Source organism: Streptomyces sp. NPDC050549 (assembly GCF_040655035.1).
In the GTDB taxonomy this organism is placed as follows: Bacteria; Actinomycetota; Actinomycetes; order Streptomycetales; family Streptomycetaceae; genus Streptomyces.
On sequence record NZ_JBFAJD010000022.1, the window covers coordinates 79,062 to 98,868 of the forward strand.

Consider the following 19,807-nt stretch of genomic DNA (forward strand, 5'->3'; position numbering starts at 1 on the left):
AGCCGCGGAATCCGAGCGGGAGGGCCTGTGGACAACCACCCTGTGGACAACCCCTCTGTGGGCAACTCGCCCGACCGCCCGTTGAACGGCCGTACCGTCCTCGTCACCGGCGGCACCCGAGGCGTCGGCGCCGGCATCGCGCGCGCCTTCGTCGAGGCCGGCGCCCACGTCCTGACCTGCGCGCGCAAACCGCCCGAAAACCCGGTCGAGGGAACGGAGTTCAGCCCCCTGGACCTGCGCGACCCGCCCGCCGTACGGGAGTTCTTCGCCGCGCTGCCCCGGCTCGACGTCCTCGTCAACAATGCGGGCGGCGCGCCCTACCGCCCGCTGGTCGACGCGGAGGCCGAACGGCACGCGCGGATCATCGAGTTGAACCTCCTCGCCCCGCTCACCGCCTCCCTCGCCGCGTACGAACACCTCAGGCGGACGAGGGGCTCGGTCGTGATGATCGGCAGCGTCAGCGGGAGCCGCCCCTCGCCCGGTTCGGCGGCGTACGGGGCGGCCAAGGCCGGCCTGGAGAACCTGGCCCGCTCGATGGCGGTGGAGTGGGCGCCGGACATCCGCGTCAACACCCTCGTCGTCGGCATGGTCCGCACGGAGTCGTCCCACCTGCACTACGGCGGCGAGGACGCCATCGCGGCCGTCTCCCGCACCGTCCCGCTCGGCCGCCTCGCCGACCCCGCCGACGTGGGCGCGGCGGCGGTCTTCCTCGCTTCCCCCGCCGCCGCGTACATCAGCGGCGCGAGCCTCCTCGTCCACGGGGGCGGGGAGCGGCCCGCGTTCCTGGACGCCGCAACCGCCAACAAGGAGACGTGAGATGAGTGCTCTCTGCGACGGCCGGGTCGTCGTCGTCACCGGCGCGGGCCGGGGTCTGGGCCGCGCCCACGCCCTCGCCTTCGCCGCCGAGGGCGCCAGGGTCGTCGTCAACGACCTCGGCGTCGGCCTCGACGGCACCCCGGACCCCGACAGCCCCGCCGCCCAGGTCGTCGCCGAGATCCGCGCGGCGGGCGGCGAGGCGGTGGCCCACGGCGGTGACATCGCCACCGGCACCGGTGCCGCGTCCCTGGTCACGACCGCCCTGGAGACCTACGGCCGCCTCGACACCCTTGTCAACAACGCGGGTTACCTGCGCGACCGGATGCTCGTCAACCTCGACGAGGACGACTGGGACGCGGTGCTCCGCGTCCACCTGAAGGGCCACTTCCTGCCCCTGAAACACGCCGCCGCGCACTGGCGTGCCGAGACGAAGGCGGGCCGGACCCCGACCGCCCGGATCATCAACACCAGCAGCGGAGCAGGCCTGTTGGGCTCGCTGGGCCAGGGCAACTACAGCGCCGCCAAGGCCGGCATCGTCGGCCTCACCCTGGTCGCCGCCGCCGAACTGTCCCGCTACGGCGTCCAGGTCAACGCGATCGCCCCCGCGGCGCGCACCCGTATGACCGAACACACCTTCGCGGAGACGATGACGGCACCCGACTCCGGCTTCGACACGATGGCCCCCGAGAACGTCTCACCCCTGGTGGTGTGGCTGGGCTCCGCCGCGAGCGCGGGGGTCACCGGCCGGGTCTTCGAGACGGAGGGCGGACGCATCACCGTGATGGAGGGGTGGCGGGCGGGGCCGAGCGCGGACAAGGGGGCGCGGTGGAGTGCGGGGGAGGCGGGGGAGACGGTGCTGAAGCTGTTGGCGGAGGCGGAGGTTCCGGGGGCGGTGTACGGGAGTTAGAGCCGTCGGAGGCATCCCCTGTATCGCCGGCACCTACGTGTCGCACTCCAGCACCGTCCGGCACAAGGAACACCGCGCCCTTACCCGCCCCCGCACCGGCACCCTGATCCGCTGATGACACGTGGGGCACGGGAACGACACCCGCAAGCTGCCCCGCCCGTCGGGGGAGAAGGAGTACGGCACCCCTTTCTGCACTCCGGGCCCGTGCCGCCGGTCGTGCGCGTAGCGTCGCCGCCCCGCCCACCCCGCCGCCGTCAGCGGAGGCTGCTGCTCGTCCCGCCGGGCCTGCTCCATGCCCTTGACGTACGCCGTGTAGGCCTGCGGACTCGTGAACCACACCGAGGGATCCTCGCCGAAGACCAGCGCCCGCTTGGCGAGGACGTATCCGAACTCCTCCGGCGTGAGATAGCCGAGCTTCTGCGAGGACGCCGAGTCCTCCCGGTACGCGTCCAGGAGCAGCCACCCCGCGCCGAGATATGTCGCCGCCGTGTCCGTGAGGATCTCGTTCTCCCGGGTGCCGGGGAAGGACAGGTCCAGGCGGTGCAGATAGACATGCATGACCTCGTGCGCGAGAGCCGCGCCGATGTCCCGGCGATGGGTGCGGAACCGGTCGTTCAACTCCACGAAGTACTCGGGCCCGGCCGTGAGTTCGACGTTCGCCGCATGCTTCATCTCACGGAAGCTGACGATCAGCCGGGCATCCGGGAGCCGGTAGTGCCGGACCATCTCCCGCGCCACCCGCTGCGCCCCGAGATGCAGGTCGTCCGTGTCGCAGAACGCCACGTCGACGGGGGCCACACTGGTCGCGAACGTCTGGACGGTGTCGTACGACAACCGCTTGTAGAGCGCGGTGATGGAGTCCCGCACCGTGTCCAGATGCGGGTAGCCGTGCTCGACCGGTCCGTCGTCCGCCACGTCCACAACCCCCAGAGACGCCCTGAACCCGTATCCACTCTATGCCGAGGGGTGCGGATGGACGCCCCCAATATTTCCCTGACGGATCGCGGCGGAGAAGGCTATGCTCCCCGCGATGACGACTCACTCTGTTCACAGAATGGGGGTCCCGTCCGCGCAAGGTGAGTGCTGATGCTCCCTCACACCGCGAACGGGAATTCCCCGCTTTCCTTCTGGCCGCGCGTGCGCGAGTTCGCCGTGCCGCCCTCCATGATCGAGACCGCTGCGGTCCGCCGCCGTGCCGGGGACTGGGCGGGCGCCTGCGCCGCCGCCGGTGTCGACGTCGATCTCGACCTACGGTCCGTCGCGCGCGCCCGCGGCCGGGAACTGGCCGCCCGGGTGCGCGCCGATCTCCGCCGACTCGCCCCCGACCTGCTCCGTTGGCATCTGCCGAGGATCGCGCCCGACGGGCTGCTGCGCCCGGGACTGACCCTCACCCTGGCCCGCTACGGGGACGACGCCACCGGTCCGCCGCACCTGGTGGTCAGGACCCCGCCGGCCTGGGCGGACGGCGGTCAGCGGATCAGCCTCGCGCTGTGGGACGGCACCCGACGGGATGCCGTGGCCCGGCGGCATCCGCATCCCCGGCCGAACCGACGGTTCCGCCTCGACCTGCACCGGCACCTGTGGGACGCGGACCGGAGCGGTGAACTGCGGGTCCGGTCCGGGGCCGACCGGCCGCCCGGCGACGGACCTCCACCGATCCCGGTTCCGCTGGACACGGTGCCCGGAGCGTGGAACTGCGCCGTCGACCGGTGGGCGGACGAGGCGGCGATCCTGCTCCACGCGGAGGGGAGGCCGGCCGGTCCCGTCACCGTACGGTTCGGTTCCCGGCACCGGTTCGTGCTGGATCCGGTCGCGGACACCCTGCGGATCACCCCGGCACCGACCGACGGCAGCGCCGCCGCGCTCCCGGTGCTGCCCGACGCGGCGACCTGGGTCCCGCCCGACCTGGAACTGCTCCGCACCGGCGCGATCGAGGTCGGCCGGCTCCACCCGCTGGTCGCCGCCGCACTCGTACCGGATCGTCCCCGGCCGGACGGCTCCGTACGGATCCCGGACCGGGCGGGCCGGCCGTACCTCGTCGAATGCCGGGGCGCCCGGCACCGGATCGGGCTGGTCGACGGCGTACTGGCACCCCTCGACCACGACCCGGACGAGATCCGGCGCGAGGAACTGCTGGTCGCGCTGACCGGCACTCCGCTGCCCTGCCTCCAGGCCGTCGACGAGGCACACCGCCACCCGGACTGCCTCACCGGCGTCCGCGAACGACTCATCCACGGCGACACCGCCGGTGCGCTGACCGTCGTGGAGGGACTGCTCGGTCCCGACGCGGTGCTGCGCGGTGGCGCGCTGCGGGACGAACTCCAGGCGGCGGCGCAACGGCGGCTCACGTACGGGCTGTTCAGGGCGGGCCTGACCGGCCCCGGACCCCGATCCGGCCACTTCTTCCCGGGACTTCCGCTGCCCCGGAAGGAACGCCCCCGCCGCACCAACGGCCGCTGACCGCACGGAACTACGCCCCCGCCGCACCAACAGGCGCTGACCGCACGGAACTTCGTCCCGCCGCACCAACAGCCCTTGGCCGCACGGGACTTCAACCCAATCCTCGTGCGCGTTCCATCCCTCACCCGCGCACGCCCCATCACAACCCAAAGGTGACCCATATGCCCACACGCACCCTGTACGCCGCCACCGACACCCCCGCCCGCCCCACCCAACTCGACGTCGCCGGCGACCTGTTGACCCTCCTGCGCGACACCACCACCGAATCGCGCCCCGACAACCAGCTGGAGGCCCTGACCCTGGCCGTCGCCGCCGACCTCCCCGTGCTGCTGTGGGGCGAGCCGGGAATCGGCAAGACGGCGGCCCTGACCCAGCTCGCCGCGGCCCTGGACCTGCCGTTGACGACGGTGATCGCCAGCGTGCACGAGCCGTCCGACTTCTCCGGGCTGCCCGTCGTGGGCGACGACCCCGCCGAGCAGGGCGTCCCGATGGCCCCGCCGGACTGGGCAGTACGCCTCGTACGGGCGGGCCGGGGGCTGCTGTTCCTGGACGAGTTGTCGACCGCGCCGCCCGCCGTGCAGGCCGCGCTGCTGCGGCTGGTGCTTGAGCGGCGGATCGGCGCGCTGCGGCTGCCGCCCGGGGTGCGGATCGTGGCGGCCGCCAACCCCCGGTCCTCGGCGGCCGACGGCTGGGAGCTGAGCCCGCCGCTGGCCAACCGGTTCGTGCACCTCCAGTGGACCCACGACCACGAGGTCGTCGTACGCGGCCTCGGCGGCACCTGGCCCCGGGCGACCCTGCCGAGACTCGACCCGGAGAAGCTGCCCGGAGCCGTGGACTACGCGCGCCGCGCGGTGTGCGGACTGCTCACCGGCCGCCCCAAGCTCGTCCACCAGCTGCCCAGCAGCGAGACCCGGCGGGGCGGTGCCTGGCCCTCGCCCCGGAGCTGGGAGATGGCCCTGAGCCTGATCGCTTTCGCGACCGCGGCCGGCTCTTCCCGGGAGGTGCTGTCCCTGCTGGCCAGGGGCACGGTCGGGGACGGTCCCGGGCTGGAACTGCTGGCCGCGGTGGACCGGATGGACCTCCCCGACCCCGAGACGTTCCTCGCCGATCCGGCCGCCGGCGAGCTGCCCGAGCGCGGGGATCTGCGCCAGGCCGTGCTCGACGGTGTGGTGGCCGCGGTCCGCAACCGTCCCGACCGGGCCCGCTGGGACGCGGCGTGGGCGCTCCTGGTCCGGGCGTTGGAGACCGGCGCCCCGGACCTGGTCGTCGTCCCCGCGACCACCCTCGCCTCGCTGCGCCGGGAGGACTGGGACGTACCCGAGTCCATCGAGCAGCTCGCCGGAGTGGTCGCCCTGTCGCAACGGGCGGACCGCGCCGCCGCGACCGTCAAGGGCGGCCGATGAACCCCGACCCGGCCATGGACCTCGACAAGCTCTTCGCCGCCCGCCTCTACGCGGCCCGCGTCCGCCCCTACCTGGCCACCGCCCTGTTCGCCCTGCACACCGTCGCGTCACGGCAGGTACCGACGATGGCCGTCGACCGGCACTGGCGCTGCTACGTCTCGCCGGGGTTCGTGGACCGGATGCCGGTCGAGGACCTGGCCGGAGTCTGGGTCCACGAGGTCTCGCACCTGCTGCGAGACCACCACGGACGCAGCGACCGCCTGGCCCGCGAACGCGGACTGACCGGCCCGGGGGAGCGGCTGCGGATGAACATCGCCGCCGACATGGAGATCAACGACGACGCTTACGGCGAGGGCCTGGTCACCCCCCAGGGCGCGGTCCAGCCAGCGACGCTGGGGCTGCCCGCCGGAAATCTGATGGAGGACTACCTGCGCTGGTTCCAACTGGGGCCGCGCACCCGGGCGTTGGCGTGGCTGGACTGCGGCAGCGGCGCCGACGGGCTCGACCGGGGCTGGGAGCTGGGCCCGGACGGCGCGCACGGGCTCAGCGAGCAGCAGCGCGACGCGGTCCGCTTCCGGGTGGCGCAGGGCATCGCCGGCCGCCCGGGCAGCGCCCCGAGCGGGTGGCGGCGGTGGGCCGAGGAGGCGTTCCATCCGCCGCAGCCGTGGCGGGAGTTGCTGGGGGCGGCGGTCCGTTCGGCGGTCTCCGCCCCCGGCGCGGGCGAGGACTACAGCTACGGCAGACCCTCGCGCCGCTCGGCCGGACTGCCCGGCATCGTGCTGCCGAGCCTGCGCCGCAGACCGCCCCGGGTCTGCGTGGTCATCGACACCTCCGGGTCGGTCAGCGACGTCGAGCTGGGCAGCGCGCTCCTCGAAGTCGCCGCGATCTCAAGGGCGGTCGGTGGCCGCCGCGACCTGGTCACCGTGGTGCCCTGCGACGCGGCGGCCAGGGTCGCGCAACCACTGTGCCGCGCCGAGGGCATCGAGCTGCTGGGCGGCGGCGGTACCGATCTGCGCACCGGCTTCACCAAGGCGCTGCGCACCCGGCCCGACGCCGTCGTGGTCCTCACCGACGGCCAGACCCCCTGGCCGGAGCGGCGACCGCCGTGCCGGACGGTGGTGGGCCTGTTCCCGCGCCGGTACGAGACCGGGATGTACGCCGAGGACGACCCCGACTACGTGCCGGACACACCGCCCGACTGGGCCCGCGTCGTCGAGATCGGGTCCGCCCCCGTCTCCCGGTGAGCACGCAAGGACACGGACTTCCCGGCGAGCGGCGCCTCCTGGAGTTCGAGGACCCACACGTCGTTCACCCCTTCCCGCAGCACGGGCCCGGGCACGTACAGCTCCCGCTGCGGCCCGGCCGACCAGTACCGCCCCAGGTTGAACCCGTTGACCCACACGAAGCCCCGCGTCCAGCCCGGCAGTTCGAGTACGGCGTCCCCGGCGCCCCGCACCTCGACGGTGCCCCGGTACAGGCCGGGGGAGTCGCCCGGGGGCAGCGCCCCCAGAGGAATGCCCTCGACGTCGTCCAGCGCGTCCAGCCGCAGCCCACGCGCGCGTACGTCGTGCAGATACTGCCGCTCGTGCAACAGGCCCCCGGTGATCCCCTTCGGCTCTCCGAGCCGGGGCCCGTAATTGGCCCTCCCCAGGGACTCCACCCACAGCTCCACGCGCGCGTGCCCGGCGACGGGTTCCTTGAGCTGCTCGTCGCCCTCCGTGAGGATCCCGGCCCGCTCGCCGTCGACGTGGACCACCGCCAGGTCCCGCAGCCCGCGCGCGGTGAGCGGATACGGGGCGCGCGGTCCCGGCACGGTCACCGCGTAGCGGACGAGACCGCGGTCGACGTCCAGCTCCTCGAAGGTGGGCGGGACCGGGCCCTCGGACTCCGGTCCGCCGCGTGCCTCCAGTACGTCGGCCAGGGGCGCCCAGCCGGTCAGGTGCGCCTCGGCCGGGTGCTCCAACACGGCTGGTGCGGGCGGGAGTTCGGGCAGCGGGGCGTCGGCGTACTCGGCGAACACCTCACGCATGCGCCGGAACTTCTCCGTGGGGCGCCCGTACTCGTCGATCGGGGCGTCGTAGTCGTAGGACGTCACGTCGGGCTCCAACGGGCCCTCGTGCAGGGCGCCGCCGCCCCGGTTGGCGCCCGCCCAGCCGGCGAAGCTGGTGCCGCCGTGCGCCATGTAGACGTTGACCGACGCGCCGCACTCCAGGATCTCGCGCAGGGCGGACGCCGCGTCCTCGGCATCACGGACGACGTGTTCGCCGCCCCAGTGGTCGAACCAGCCGCACCAGAACTCCATGCACATCAGGGGCCCCTCGGAGCGGAAGGCGCGCAGTGTCTCGAAGGCCTCGCGCGCGTGGGACCCGAAATTCACCGTCGCCAGGACACCGGGGAGCGAGCCGCCGTCCAGCATGTGGTCCTCGGGGCCGTCCGAGGTGCACAGCGCGACCGTGACCCCCAGGTCGCGCAACATCGCCTCCAGGCGCCGCAGATAGGCCGCGTCGGAGCCGTAGCTGCCGTACTCGTTCTCGACCTGCACCATGATCACCGGGCCGCCGCGGTCGAGCTGGCGGGGCACCACCTCGGTCAGCAGCCGGCGAAACCAGCGCTCCAGGTGGCCCAGGAAGCGTGCGTCACGGGTACGCGCGCGTGGCCCCAGCTCGCCGGTCAGCCAGTGCGGGAGCCCGCCGTTCTCCCACTCCGCGCAGATGTAAGGCCCCGGGCGCACGATCGCCCACAGACCCGCCTCCCGGGCCGCGTCCAGGAACCGGCCCAGCGCCTCCACGTTCCGGAAGTCGCCCGGCGCCGGCTCGTGCAGGTTCCACGGGACGTACGTCTCCACGCAGTTGAGGCCCATCGCCCGCAGCATCGCCAGCCGGTGCCCCCACTGTGCCTCGTGCACCCGGAAGTAGTGCAGCGCCCCGGACAGCAGCCGCACCGGCCGCCCGTCCAGCAGAAAGTCCCTGTCGCCCACGGTGAACTCGCTCATGCCCCGACTCTCTCCCCTTGGCGGCGATCACGTCCATGGACAAAGATCGCCACTACTTGGACCGAGTGATGTGTGAGGGGGCCGCGGATGTACCACACCTGGATGCGGTTCTTCACGCCCACACCCGCCCACCACCGCCTCGGTCTCGCCTGCCTCGGGGTGGGCCTCCAGTACGGCGAACTGCCCACGGTCGGCCCGCGCACCCTCGACCACCACGTGGCCGTGGTGATCAGCGCGGGCGGCGGCTGGTACCTGACCCCCGACGGCCGCCGCACCACCGTCACCGCGCCCGCGCTGCTGTGGCTCACCCCCGGCGTGCCGCACCACTACGCGCCCGACCCCGGCGCCGGCTGGGACGAGGGGTTCGTCGACTTCACCGGGCCCGCGACGGCGACGTACACCGAACTCGGCTACATCGAGCCGGAGCGGCCCGTGGTGCCCCTCTCGGACGCGAGCGGACCCCGCGCGGTCATCGGGCGCATGGCCCGCGCCGCACGGCGCGGAAACCCCCTCCTGGAGGTGGAGACCGGCGCCGCCGTCCACGAACTCCTCGTCGCCCTGCGCCGGGCCCGCGCCGACCTCGCCCCCGACGGCGACCCGGTCCTCCAGGGCCTCGCCCGCGACGCCTGTCTGCCGCTGACCGTCGCCGACCACGCGGCCCGGCACGGCCTGACCCCCGCCGCACTGCGCGCCGCCGTCCGCCAGAGCGCCGGCTGCAGCCCCAAGGACTACCTCCTCGGCATCCGCCTGGGCCGCGCCAAGGAACTCCTCGCCGCCACCGAACTCCCCGTCGCCGCCGTCGCCCGCCGCGTCGGCTACGACGACCCCGCCTACTTCTCCCGCCTGTTCACCCGCCGCGTCGGCATGCCCCCGGTCCGCTTCCGCTCCCAGCAGGGCCGCACCGTCCCCGGCGGCTGGAGCGACCAGGTCCCCGATCCGGCCGATCCGCCGATCATCGCGTGGGCGCACTCCACGTAGGGTGGTCGCCCATGACCACCAGCAACAACGGAACCGGTGACGTCGACCCCGCCGTGCGCGAGGAACTGGCCAGGCTGCGCGACAGCATCGACAACATCGACGCGGCCGTCGTCCACATGCTCGCCGAACGCTTCAAGGCCACCCAGCAGGTCGGCTTCCTCAAGGCCACCCACCGGCTGCCGCCCGCCGATCCGGCCCGCGAGGCCCGGCAGATCGAGCGCCTGCGCATCCTGGCCGAAAACGCCAAGCTGGACCCGGCGTTCGCCGAGAAGTTCCTCAACTTCATCATCGCCGAGGTGATCCGGCACCACGAGCGCATCGCGGAGGACGCCGTGAACGGCGGTTCACCCACGGCGAACTGACCCCGACAAACCCGTAAGGGGCGTGACACCGGGGTGTGTTCGGGGCGATGCTGCGCTGTGCACCTGCTTGTGCACTCCTCGTCAGCCGACGGGCACACCCCGTCAGCGCCTGCGTCATAAGCTGGTCGCCCCACGCGGGAGGGACCTCGGGTCATGCCGTCGGATGCCAGGATCCTCATCGTCGACGACCATGAGGACACGCTGTACGCGCTGGAGAGCGCCCTCGCCCCGCTGGGCTATCGGCTCGCCCGCGCCACCAGCGGCGACGAGGCGCTCAAGCAGGTGCTGCGCGGCAGGGTCGGCCTGCTCCTGCTCGATGTGCGGATGCCCGGTGTCAGCGGCCTGGACGTGGTCCGCTACCTGCGCCGCCTCGAACAGACCCAGCACATCCCCGTCGTCCTCCTCACCGGCTTCGGCCTCGACCCCGAACTGACCGCCACCGCCTTCGGCCTCGGCGTCGCCGACCTCATCGCCAAACCCGTCGACCCCTGGACCCTGCGCACCAAGATCCGCTACCTCTACGACGCCCACCAGCGCCACCAGGCCCTGGAACAGGAGCTCCGCGAACTGCGCGCCCTCCTCGAGGACCCGCCCGACCCCGGCTCGGCGCTGCCCCACCCGTCCCCGCAGCACCCGGACGCGCGCGTGCCCTACCAGCGCGACCCCCAGAACCCCGATGCCACCCCCACCTCGACCCCCACCCCCACCTCCGACCGGACATAGGCCGCGTACCGGACGGGCTCTGTGCCATGTCGGTGCCATCAGGCAGCATGTCCACCATGTCCGTACTGACGCGCGACGAAGCGCAGACCCGTGCCAGGCTCCTCGACGTCCACCGCTACACGATCGAACTCGATCTGACGACGGGCGAAGACACCTTCGACTCCCGCACCGTCATCCGGTTCACCGCTCGTGCCGACGCGGACACCTTCGTCGAACTCAAGCCCGCCGAGCTGCGCTCCGTCACCCTCGACGGCCACCCCCTCGACCCGGAACAACTCGTCGAGAACCGGCTCCCGCTGCCCGCCCTCACTGCGGGCGAGCACGAACTGCGCGTCGACGCGAGCATGCGCTACTCCCGCACCGGCGAGGGCATGCACCGCTTCACCGACCCCACCGACGGCGAGACCTACCTCTACACCCAGCTCTTCATGGAGGACGTCCAGCGCGTCTTCGCCGCCTTCGACCAGCCCGACCTCAAGGCCGTCTTCGACCTCACCGTGACCGCCCCCGAAGGCTGGACCGTCCTCGCCAACGGCATCACCGAACACCTCGGCGAAGGCCGCTGGCAGGCCGCCCCCACCCCCCTCATCTCCACCTACCTCGTGGCCGTGGCCGCCGGCCCCTGGCACTCGATCCGCACCGAACACCGAGGCCTGCCCTTCGGTATCCACTGCCGCCGCTCCCTGGCCCCCCACCTCGACGCGGACGCCGAGGAGATCCTCGACATCACCCGCCAGTGCTACGACCGCTACCACGAGAAGTTCGAGGAGCCCTACCCCTTCGACTCCTACGACCAGGCCTTCGTCCCCGAGTTCAACGCCGGTGCCATGGAGAACCCCGGACTCGTCACCTTCCGCGACGAGTTCGTCTACCGCTCCGCCGTCACCGACACCGAGCGCCAGACCCGCGGCATGGTCATCGCCCACGAGATGGCCCACATGTGGTTCGGCGACCTCGTCACCCTCCAGTGGTGGGACGACATCTGGCTCAACGAGTCCTTCGCCGAGTACATGGGCTACCAGACCCTCACCGAAGCCACCCGCTTCACCGACACCTGGACCGACTTCGGCGTCGTCCGCAAGGCCTGGGGCTACGACGCCGACCAGCGCCCCTCCACCCACCCCGTGGCCCCCGAGAACGTCGACGACACCGCCTCCGCCCTCCTCAACTTCGACGGCATCTCCTACGCCAAGGGCGCCTCCGCACTACGGCAGTTGGTGGCCTGGCTCGGCGAGAAGGACTTCCTCGCCGGCATCAACACCCACTTCGCCCGCCACAAGTTCGCCAACGCCACCCTCGCCGACTTCATCGACTCCCTCGCCTCCGGCACCGAACGGGACGTCCACGCCTGGGCGGACGCGTGGCTGCGCACGACGGGCGTGGACACGCTCACGCCCACGATCACCCGCGGCGACGACGGCACCCACACCCTCACCGTCGACCGCGCCGGCAGCCGCCCCCACCGCATCGCCGTCGGCCTCTACGACCAGGACCTCGGCGACACCGGCCGCCTCGTCCTGCGTGAACGCCTCGACCTCGACATCCCGCAGAGCGACCCCCAGCCCCTCGGCAAGCGCCCCGCACTGCTCCTCCTCAACGACGGCGACCTCACCTACACCAAGGTCCGCTTCGACCCCGACTCCTTCGAAGCCGTCCGCACCAGCCTCTCCGGCCTCCCCGAACCCCTCACCCGCGCGGTCGCCTGGAACGCCCTGCGCGACGCCGTCCGCGACGGCGAACTCCCCGCCTCCACCTACCTGGACGCCGCCCGCGCCCACCTCCCGCACGAGACGGACCTCGCCCTCGTCCAGGGCGTCCTGGCCTTCGCCTCCGCCCAGATCACCGACCGCTACCTCACCCCCGAGGCCCGCCCGGCCGCCCTCGCCACCCTCACAGCCCTGTGCCGAGACCTCATCCGCCGCACCGAGGACGGCTCCAACCCCGGCCTGCGCCTCATCGCCGTACGCCACTTCATCGACGTCGCCGCCCACCCCGACACCGTCGCCGCCTGGCTCGCCGAGGGCACCGTCCCCGGCGGCCCCGAACTGGACCCCGAGCTGCGCTGGCGCGTCCTGGGCCGCCTCGCCGTCCTCGGCGCCACCGAAGAGACCGCGATCGCCGCCGAGTTGGAACGCGACCCGTCCGCCACCGGCCAGGAAGGCGCCGCCCGCTGCCGCGCCGCCCTGCCCGACCCCGAGGCCAAACGCGCGGCCTGGGACGCGATGTTCACCACCGACGACCTCTCCAACTACCTCTTCACCGCCACCGCCCAGGGCTTCTGGCAACCCGAACAGGCCGATCTCGTACGGGAGTACGTGCCGCGCTTCTACGAGGACGCGGTCACCCTCGCCGCCCGCCGGGGCCCGGCCATGGCCGACGCCGCAGGCCGCTGGGCCTTCCCCACCCACGCCGTAGACCCCGAATCCCTCCGCCTCGGCGAGCAATGCCTCCGCGACGCCGACCTCACCCCCTCCCTGCGCCGCAAGCTCGTCGACCAACTCGACGACCTGGCACGGGCGTTGCGGGTACGAGAGGTGTAGGACCCGGGCCCTGCACCCTCACGGGCACGCCTCGTCCCTGTCGACGATGCGGCGGGCTGATCGTCCTTCCTGGGCTCGATGCCGCCAAGGACGATCAGCCCCAGGAGGAACCCGTGATCGTAGTGACAGGCGCCACCGGCAACGTCGGCCGCGCCCTGGTGGAACGCCTCACCGCCGCAGGCCGGCCCGTACGGGCACTGACGCGCGACCCCCGGCGGGCCGGATTGCCGCAGCAGGCGGAGGTCGTCCAACACCAACTCGACGACCCCGCTGCCCTGTTCACCGGGGCGACCCAGCTCTTCCTGAACCTCCGGGCCACCGGCGACGCGACCGAGGCACTGCTCGACGCGGCCCGCGCGGCCGGCGTCCGGCACGTCGTCATGCTCTCCTCCGGAATCATCCGAGAGGGCGCCGACACCAGCCACCCCATCCACATCTGGCACGCCAAGGCCGTACAACAGGTACGCGACAGCGGCCTCGCGGCGACCATCCTGCAGCCCAACGCCTTCGCGTCCAACGCCCTCCAGTGGGCCCCGCAGATCCGCGCGGGCGACACCGTACGCGGCCCCTTCGCCGACGGCGTCTCGGCACCGATCCACGAGGACGACATCGCCGCCGTCGCCGAACGCGCCCTCCTCGACCCCGGCCACGAGGGCGCCGCCCACCGCCTCACCGGCACCGAACCGGTCACCACGGCCCAGCAGATCACCGCGATCGGCCACGCGATCGGCCGCGACCTGCGCTTCAACGAGATCCCCGTGGACGAGGCCAGCCCCGAACTCTTCCCCCACGTACCCCCGGAGATGCTCCCCGGCCTCCTCAAGGCCTTCGGCGGAAGCGTCGGCACGACACCGGAGATCACCACCACGGTCGAGGACATCACCGGGGTACCGGCCCGCCCGTTCACCGCCTGGGCGAAGGACCACGCGGACGACTTTTGCTGACCCTCCCACCCCGCTCACACAACACTTTCGGGTTCTGATCGTTGTTCTTCCCGGGCGCGCCGACCCATCCAGGTACAAGCTGGAACTCCCCCTGCCCCGCGCCCCGGAGGACAGCCAATGAGCAACGCGCCCCTCGCCTCAGGCGCCGAAGGCCCGGACGCCCTAAGGCCGTTGCTCGACACCGTCCTCGACGCCCTCGGCACCGGACGCCGCGCACGCGGCGGACCCTTCCCCGCCGGCGGCCCCGACGCGGTCGCCGCCCGCATGCGGGACGCCGCAGGGGACGTACTCCCGGACGAAGGCGACCCGACCGCCCTGCGCACCCTCGTGCACGCCCTCGCCGAAGGCGCCTCCGACCCCGCCGACCCGCTGTGCGCGGCACACCTGCACTGCCCGCCGCTCGCTGTCAGCGCCGCCGCCGACCTCGCCGTCAGCGCGCTCAACCCGTCCCTCGACTCCTGGGACCAGGCTCCCGCCGCCTCCGCCCTCGAAGCCCTGGTCACCCGCACCCTCGCCCACGAGATCGGCCTCGCCGACGCCCTCGTCACCACCGGCGGCACCGAAGCCAACCAACTCGCCCTGCTCCTCGCCCGCGAAGCCCACAGCGGCACCGTGCAGTTGGTCTGCGGAAGCAACGCCCACCACTCCCTGCCCCGCGCCGCCTGGCTCCTCGGACTGCCCGACCCCGTCGTCGTCCCCGCACCCGCCGGCACCCTCGACCCCGCCGCCCTCGACGAGGCCCTCACCGCACTGCCAGGCCCCCGCGGCTCCGTCCTGGTCGCCGCCACCGCGGGCACCACCGACGCCGGACTCATCGACCCGCTCCCCGAGATCGCCGGCCTGTGCGCCGCCCACGGAGCCCGCCTCCACATCGACGCCGCCTACGGCGGAGGCCTCGTCTTCAGCGACCGCCACCGCGACAAACTCGCCGGCCTCGACCGCGCCCACACCGTCACCCTCGACCTGCACAAACTCGGCTGGCAGCCCGTCGCCGCCGGCCTCCTCGCCGTACGCCACCCCCGCGACCTCGCCGCCCTCACCCAGCGCGCCGACTACCTCAACGCCGACGACGACACCGAAGCCGGCCTCCCCGACCTCCTCGGCCGCTCCATGCGCACCACCCGACGCCCCGACGTCCTCAAACTCGCCGTCACCCTGAAAACCCTCGGCCGCACCGGACTCGGCACCCTCGTCGACCAAGTCTGCGCCCGCGCACGGGAGTTCGCCGCCATGGTCCACAACCACCCCGGCTTCGAGCTCTACGACCCGCCCGTCATCAGCACCGTCCTGTTCCGGCCCGCCGAAGCCACCGACGAAGCCGTGGCCGCCGTACGCCGACAACTCCTCCACGACGGACGCGCCGTCCTCGGCCGGGCCGCCCTCGACGGCCGGCTCTGGCTCAAGGCCACCCTCCTCAACCCCCACACCCGGCCCGACGACCTGGCCGCCCTCCTGAAACTGGTGGAAGGACACACCCCGCGATGAGCCACCCCCCGACGGGTCACCCCCAGACCCCCAACCCCCCACACCACGAACCCGATCCACCCCGCGACCTGGTCGGCATCGGCATCGGCCCCTTCAACCTCTCCCTCGCCGCCCTCGCCCACCCCCTCACCGAACTCGACACCGCCTTCTACGAACAGCGCCCCGGCTTCGACTGGCACCCCGGCCTGCTCATCGACGGCACCACCGTCCAAGTCCCCTTCCTCGCCGACCTGGTGACCCTCGCCGACCCCGCCAGCCCCTGGTCCTTCCTCAACTACCTGAAGGCCCGCGACCGGCTCTTCCCCTTCTACTTCGCCGAGCGCTTCCGCATCCAGCGCGCCGAGTACGACGCCTACTGCCGCTGGGTCGCGGACAGCCTTCCCGGACTCCACTTCGGCCACCAGGTCGACGCCGTCCGCTTCAACCCCGAACGCGACGTATTCGAGGTCGACTTCACCCAGCTCGACAGCGACGGGGAGGCCGAAGCCCTCGGGCGGACGTACACCAAGAACATCGTCCTCGGCGTCGGCACCGCCCCCTACGTCCCCGACCCGCTCAAACCCCTCGTCGAAGCCCCTGGCGTCCCCGTCATCCACGCCGCCGACTACCTCGCCCACCGCGAGACGTTCCTCGCCGCCGAACACATCACCGTCATCGGCTCGGGACAGACCGGCGCCGAAGTCTTCCTCGACCTGCTCCGCAACCGGCCCGCAGGACACGAGAAACTCCACTGGATCGGCCGCAGCGAGGCCTTCGCCCCCATGGAGTACTCCAAGCTCGGCCTGGAGCACTTCACCCCCGACTACACCCGCTACTTCCACGCCCTCGCCGAACCCGTCCGCGACCGCCTCGTCACCGCACAGTGGCAACTCCACAAAGGCATCGACGCCGACACCATCGCCGCCATCCACGACGAGCTCTACCGCCGCACCCTGCACGGCGGCTGGCCCGACGCCGTCCTCACCCCCGGCGTCCGCGTCCGCACCGCCGGCCGGATCGCGACCACCAAGGTCGAACTCCACCTGGAACACGTCCAGCAGAACACCCGCTCCCGCCTCACCACCGACGCCGTCGTCCTCGCCACCGGCTACCGCGAACGCCCCCTCGGCCGCATCCTCGCCGGACTCGACCCCTACCTGCGCCGCGACAGCGCCGAACGCCCCCGCGTCGACGAGCAGTTCAGACTCGTCCTCGACCCCTCCGTCACCGGCGCCGGCTGCCACGTCTACGTCCAGAACGCCGAACTCCACACCCACGGAGTCGGCGCCCCCGACCTCGGCCTCGCCGCCTGGCGCAGCGCCACCATCCTCAACTCCCTGACCGGCAAAGAGCCTTACCCCCTGCCGGACCGAACCGCCTTCACCACCTTCGGCCTCGACCCACAGGCCCAGATCCCCCAGGCCCGGCAGGCCCGGACCCTCACCCCCCTCGTCGAAGGCAGGTGAGGGCTCCAGCCGCCACTGGAAGACCAGCGGGAACCAGAAGACAGGCGGGAACTAGAAGACAGGCGTGCCGTTCCGCGTCAACTTCCAGTCCACCGACGCGAACTCCGCCGGATCCAGCACACCCTTCGCGGTCACCCACTCCGCGATCCGGGTCCGGATCTCCGTCGACTCCGACCACACCTCGGTCGCCGACGCCACATGCGGGAAGGCACCGCCGCCGTTCGCCCGGTAGTTGTTCACCGCCAGCACGAACTGCTGCGCGTCGTCCAGCGCCGCACCGTTGTACGTCAGGTTCTTGATCCGCGAACCGGCCGCCTGCGCGATGTCAATGTCGTACGAGAACCCCGACACGTAGTCGTAGTTGTAGTCCGGACGGCCGTTCGCGTTCGTCAGCTTCTCCGGGTCCACGACCGCGTCGGCGGCCGTCCGCACGAAGTACTCCGCCGAGTACTCCAGATACGCCCGCACCTGAGCACCCGTCAGCAACTTCGCCACCAGCGTGTTGTCGTACACATACAGACCCGACAGATCCCGGATCGTCACCTCGCCCGCCGGGATCTCCGAGGTCCGCGAGAACGGCGACGCCTGCGCGATCACCGGCAGCGACGCATACGTCGTCCCCGCCAACGCGGCCTTCACCACGTCCTCCTGGACCTTGGTGATCAGATCGATGATCGGGGCGTCCTTGTACCGCGCCTCCACCGTCGTCAGCGTCGCCGTCGCCGTACCGACCACCTGGTTGACGTACTCCACGACCAGCGCGTGCTCGTCCTTCAGCAGGCGCGTGATCCTCGGATCGTCCGCGACCGTCTTCGCGTCCCGCAGCGAAGCCGCCACCGACTCGACCGTCCAATGCCCCTTCTCGAAGACCAGCTCGAAGTTGAACACGCTCAACCGCTCGGCGTAGCACAGCGGTTCGGACAGCACGACCGTCTTCCCCGTCGCCGTGTTCGTGACCTTCAACTCCGGGATCTCCACATGCGCGTGACCCACCAGAATCGCGTCGATCCCCGGCACCTGCTGCGCCACCAGCGCCGCCGAGTTCTCCACATACGGCAGCTGATCACCGTACGACGACGTCCCCGACGACCCCGAATGCGCCGACACCACGACGACGTCCGCCCCCATCGACCGCAGCCTCGGCACCCACTTCGCCGCCTGCTCCTCAAGCCCCGGGAACGTCAACTTCCCCTGCACATACGCCTTGTCCCAGATCGCGATCCCCGGGTTGGTCAGCCCCAGCACCGCCACCTTCACCGGCGGCGCCCCCGGCACCTGGAACCTCTTGATGAAGTACGGCGGGAAAGCGGGCTTCAGCGTCTTCGCGTCCAGCGCGTTCGCGCCCAGTAGCGGGAAACGGCACTGGTCCTCGAACTTCCGCAGCGTCTCGATGCCGTAGTTGAACTCGTGGTTGCCCAGCGCCGCCGCGTCGTACCCGATCGCGTTCATCGCCTGCGCCATCGGATGCACAGGACCACCCTTGACGGTGATCGGATCCACCTTCGCGAAGTAGTACGTCAGCGGAGTGCCCTGGATCGTGTCGCCCGCGTCCAGCAGCAGCGTGTTCCGCCGCCCCTTCTCCTGACGGATCTGGTTCACCAGCGTCGAGACCCGCGCCAGACCCATGGCATTGCCCTTGGCGTCCGAGTACTCCGCGTCCTTGAAGTAGTCCCAGTTGAAGACATGCCCGTGCAGGTCCGTCGTGCCCATCACGGTCAGCGAGTACCGCTTGGCGGGCCTGCCCGGCTTCTTCTCCGCGGCCTGCGCCGCCGGAGCCGCCGCCGCACCGGCCAGCGCGACCCCGGCGCCCGTCGCGGCGGACTTCTTCAGGAACTTCCGGCGGTTCAAGGGCATGTCTGGATCTCCTCGGGAAACGGTCAACAACGCGCGTAGATTCTTACTTGCTTCTTACTCGATGCGACAGGTCCCGCAGGTTTCGATCTGATGACCAGCAGGCGGCACGGCTGACAGAGTGGGACGTATGACCACGCCCAGCACGGATGACCAGCAACCCCCCGTCCCCTACGGCACCCCCGACGCACCCCGCATCGCCGTCCGCGGCGAAGCCCGCCTCGAAGTCGACCCCGAGATCGCCCGCATCGGCATCACCGTCGCCGCCCGCGGCACCGACCGCCGCACCGCCCTCGACGACCTCACCCGCCGCAACGCCACCGTCCTCGACCTGGTCAAAAGCTACGGCGAAGCAGTCGAACGCCTCGAAACCGGCGGCTTCTCCATCACCCCCGAACTCACCAAGCACGGCCGCGGCGAACGGGTCCACCGCTACCACGGCAGAGTCCACATCACCGCCGAACTCGCCGACTTCACCACCCTCGGTGAACTCACCACCCGCCTCGCCGACCTCGAACTCACCCGCGTCGACGGCCCCTGGTGGGCGCTGCGCCCCGACTCACCCGTCCACCGCCAGGCCCGCCAGCAAGCCGTACGTGAAGCCGTCCAACGCGCTCGCGAATACGCCGAAGCACTCGGCACCACCCTCGCCGCCCTCGTCGAACTCGCCGACATCGGCGCCGAGAACGCCGAAACCTACGGCACTCCCCAGCGCCGTATGCGCTCCATGTCCCTCGCCGGCGCAGCCGCCGAGGACACCGCCGCCGCACCCCTCGACCTCGAACCCCAACGGCAACACGTCTACGCCCAGGTCAACGCACGCTTCACGATGCTGCCCCCGAGCCTGTGACCGGAGCCCCCAAATCGACGATTCGAACGCTCATTGGAGCACCCCACCGCA

Annotated in this window: 16 protein-coding genes; 13 read left to right on the top strand and 3 right to left on the bottom strand. The window is 71.9% G+C overall.

Features of this window, described 5'->3' with window-relative positions:
* Positions 1 to 27: 27 nt before the first annotated feature.
* Positions 28 to 816 (top strand): SDR family oxidoreductase, encoded by a 789-nt coding sequence (locus AB0I51_RS28855; protein ID WP_362980003.1) that lies wholly within the window; start codon positions 28 to 30, stop codon positions 814 to 816.
* 1 nt (position 817) lies between these two features.
* Positions 818 to 1,723 carry an SDR family oxidoreductase gene (locus AB0I51_RS28860; protein WP_362980005.1) on the top strand — a complete coding sequence of 302 codons (906 nt, stop codon included), beginning with the start codon at positions 818 to 820 and terminating at the stop codon, positions 1,721 to 1,723.
* A 33-nt stretch (positions 1,724 to 1,756) separates the two neighbouring features.
* Here the strand turns inward: AB0I51_RS28860 and AB0I51_RS28865 are convergent, their stop codons facing one another.
* Positions 1,757 to 2,638 (bottom strand): hypothetical protein, encoded by an 882-nt coding sequence (locus tag AB0I51_RS28865; protein ID WP_362980007.1) that lies wholly within the window; start codon positions 2,636 to 2,638, stop codon positions 1,757 to 1,759.
* 171 nt (positions 2,639 to 2,809) lie between these two features.
* Between AB0I51_RS28865 and AB0I51_RS28870 the strand changes: the two genes are divergently transcribed.
* The 3 genes from AB0I51_RS28870 to AB0I51_RS28880 all read left to right on the top strand — a co-directional run bounded on the left by AB0I51_RS28870 (position 2,810) and on the right by AB0I51_RS28880 (position 6,830).
* Positions 2,810 to 4,183, top strand: a complete 1,374-nt coding sequence (locus tag AB0I51_RS28870) for a hypothetical protein (protein ID WP_362980008.1) — start codon at positions 2,810 to 2,812, stop codon at positions 4,181 to 4,183.
* Positions 4,184 to 4,344: 161 nt separating this feature from the next.
* Entirely contained in the window at positions 4,345 to 5,586 is a 1,242-nt protein-coding gene (locus AB0I51_RS28875; RefSeq protein WP_362980010.1) for a MoxR family ATPase, read from the top strand.
* Entirely contained in the window at positions 5,583 to 6,830 is a 1,248-nt protein-coding gene (locus AB0I51_RS28880; protein ID WP_362980012.1) for a VWA-like domain-containing protein, read from the top strand. The genes AB0I51_RS28875 and AB0I51_RS28880 overlap by 4 nt, the downstream gene beginning before the upstream one ends.
* Here the strand turns inward: AB0I51_RS28880 and AB0I51_RS28885 are convergent.
* Positions 6,761 to 8,578 (bottom strand): beta-galactosidase family protein, encoded by a 1,818-nt coding sequence (locus AB0I51_RS28885; protein ID WP_362980014.1) that lies wholly within the window; start codon positions 8,576 to 8,578, stop codon positions 6,761 to 6,763. The two genes, AB0I51_RS28880 and AB0I51_RS28885, sit on opposite strands and share 70 nt — an antisense overlap.
* Positions 8,579 to 8,665: 87 nt before the next feature.
* On the opposite strand from AB0I51_RS28885, the gene AB0I51_RS28890 reads away from it, so the two are divergent.
* The 7 genes from AB0I51_RS28890 to AB0I51_RS28920 all read left to right on the top strand — a co-directional run bounded on the left by AB0I51_RS28890 (position 8,666) and on the right by AB0I51_RS28920 (position 17,055).
* Positions 8,666 to 9,556: an AraC family transcriptional regulator gene (locus AB0I51_RS28890; protein ID WP_362980016.1), complete on the top strand. Its 891-nt coding sequence runs from the start codon at positions 8,666 to 8,668 to the stop codon at positions 9,554 to 9,556.
* Between the two features lie 11 nt (positions 9,557 to 9,567).
* On the top strand, positions 9,568 to 9,918 hold the full coding sequence (locus tag AB0I51_RS28895; RefSeq protein WP_362980018.1) for a chorismate mutase: 351 nt from the start codon (positions 9,568 to 9,570) through the stop codon (positions 9,916 to 9,918).
* A 153-nt stretch (positions 9,919 to 10,071) separates the two neighbouring features.
* Positions 10,072 to 10,641 carry a response regulator gene (locus AB0I51_RS28900; RefSeq protein ID WP_362980020.1) on the top strand — a complete coding sequence of 190 codons (570 nt, stop codon included), beginning with the start codon at positions 10,072 to 10,074 and terminating at the stop codon, positions 10,639 to 10,641.
* 56 nt (positions 10,642 to 10,697) lie between these two features.
* Positions 10,698 to 13,181 carry an aminopeptidase N gene (pepN, locus tag AB0I51_RS28905; protein ID WP_362980022.1) on the top strand — a complete coding sequence of 828 codons (2,484 nt, stop codon included), beginning with the start codon at positions 10,698 to 10,700 and terminating at the stop codon, positions 13,179 to 13,181.
* A gap of 113 nt (positions 13,182 to 13,294) precedes the next feature.
* Positions 13,295 to 14,125: an NAD(P)H-binding protein gene (locus tag AB0I51_RS28910; protein WP_362980024.1), complete on the top strand. Its 831-nt coding sequence runs from the start codon at positions 13,295 to 13,297 to the stop codon at positions 14,123 to 14,125.
* A gap of 117 nt (positions 14,126 to 14,242) precedes the next feature.
* Entirely contained in the window at positions 14,243 to 15,610 is a 1,368-nt protein-coding gene (locus AB0I51_RS28915; RefSeq protein ID WP_362980026.1) for an aminotransferase class I/II-fold pyridoxal phosphate-dependent enzyme, read from the top strand.
* The gene (locus AB0I51_RS28920; protein WP_362980028.1) at positions 15,607 to 17,055 is read left to right on the top strand and encodes a SidA/IucD/PvdA family monooxygenase; all 1,449 of its coding nucleotides are present in this window, start codon (positions 15,607 to 15,609) and stop codon (positions 17,053 to 17,055) included. Before AB0I51_RS28915 ends, AB0I51_RS28920 begins: the two co-directional genes overlap by 4 nt.
* A 51-nt stretch (positions 17,056 to 17,106) precedes the next feature.
* Here AB0I51_RS28920 and AB0I51_RS28925 read toward each other — a convergent pair whose 3' ends face one another.
* Positions 17,107 to 18,909 (bottom strand): 5'-nucleotidase C-terminal domain-containing protein, encoded by a 1,803-nt coding sequence (locus tag AB0I51_RS28925; protein ID WP_362980030.1) that lies wholly within the window; start codon positions 18,907 to 18,909, stop codon positions 17,107 to 17,109.
* A 127-nt stretch (positions 18,910 to 19,036) separates the two neighbouring features.
* Between AB0I51_RS28925 and AB0I51_RS28930 the strand changes: the two genes are divergently transcribed.
* Positions 19,037 to 19,756 (top strand): SIMPL domain-containing protein, encoded by a 720-nt coding sequence (locus tag AB0I51_RS28930; RefSeq protein WP_362980032.1) that lies wholly within the window; start codon positions 19,037 to 19,039, stop codon positions 19,754 to 19,756.
* Positions 19,757 to 19,807: the final 51 nt, after the last annotated feature.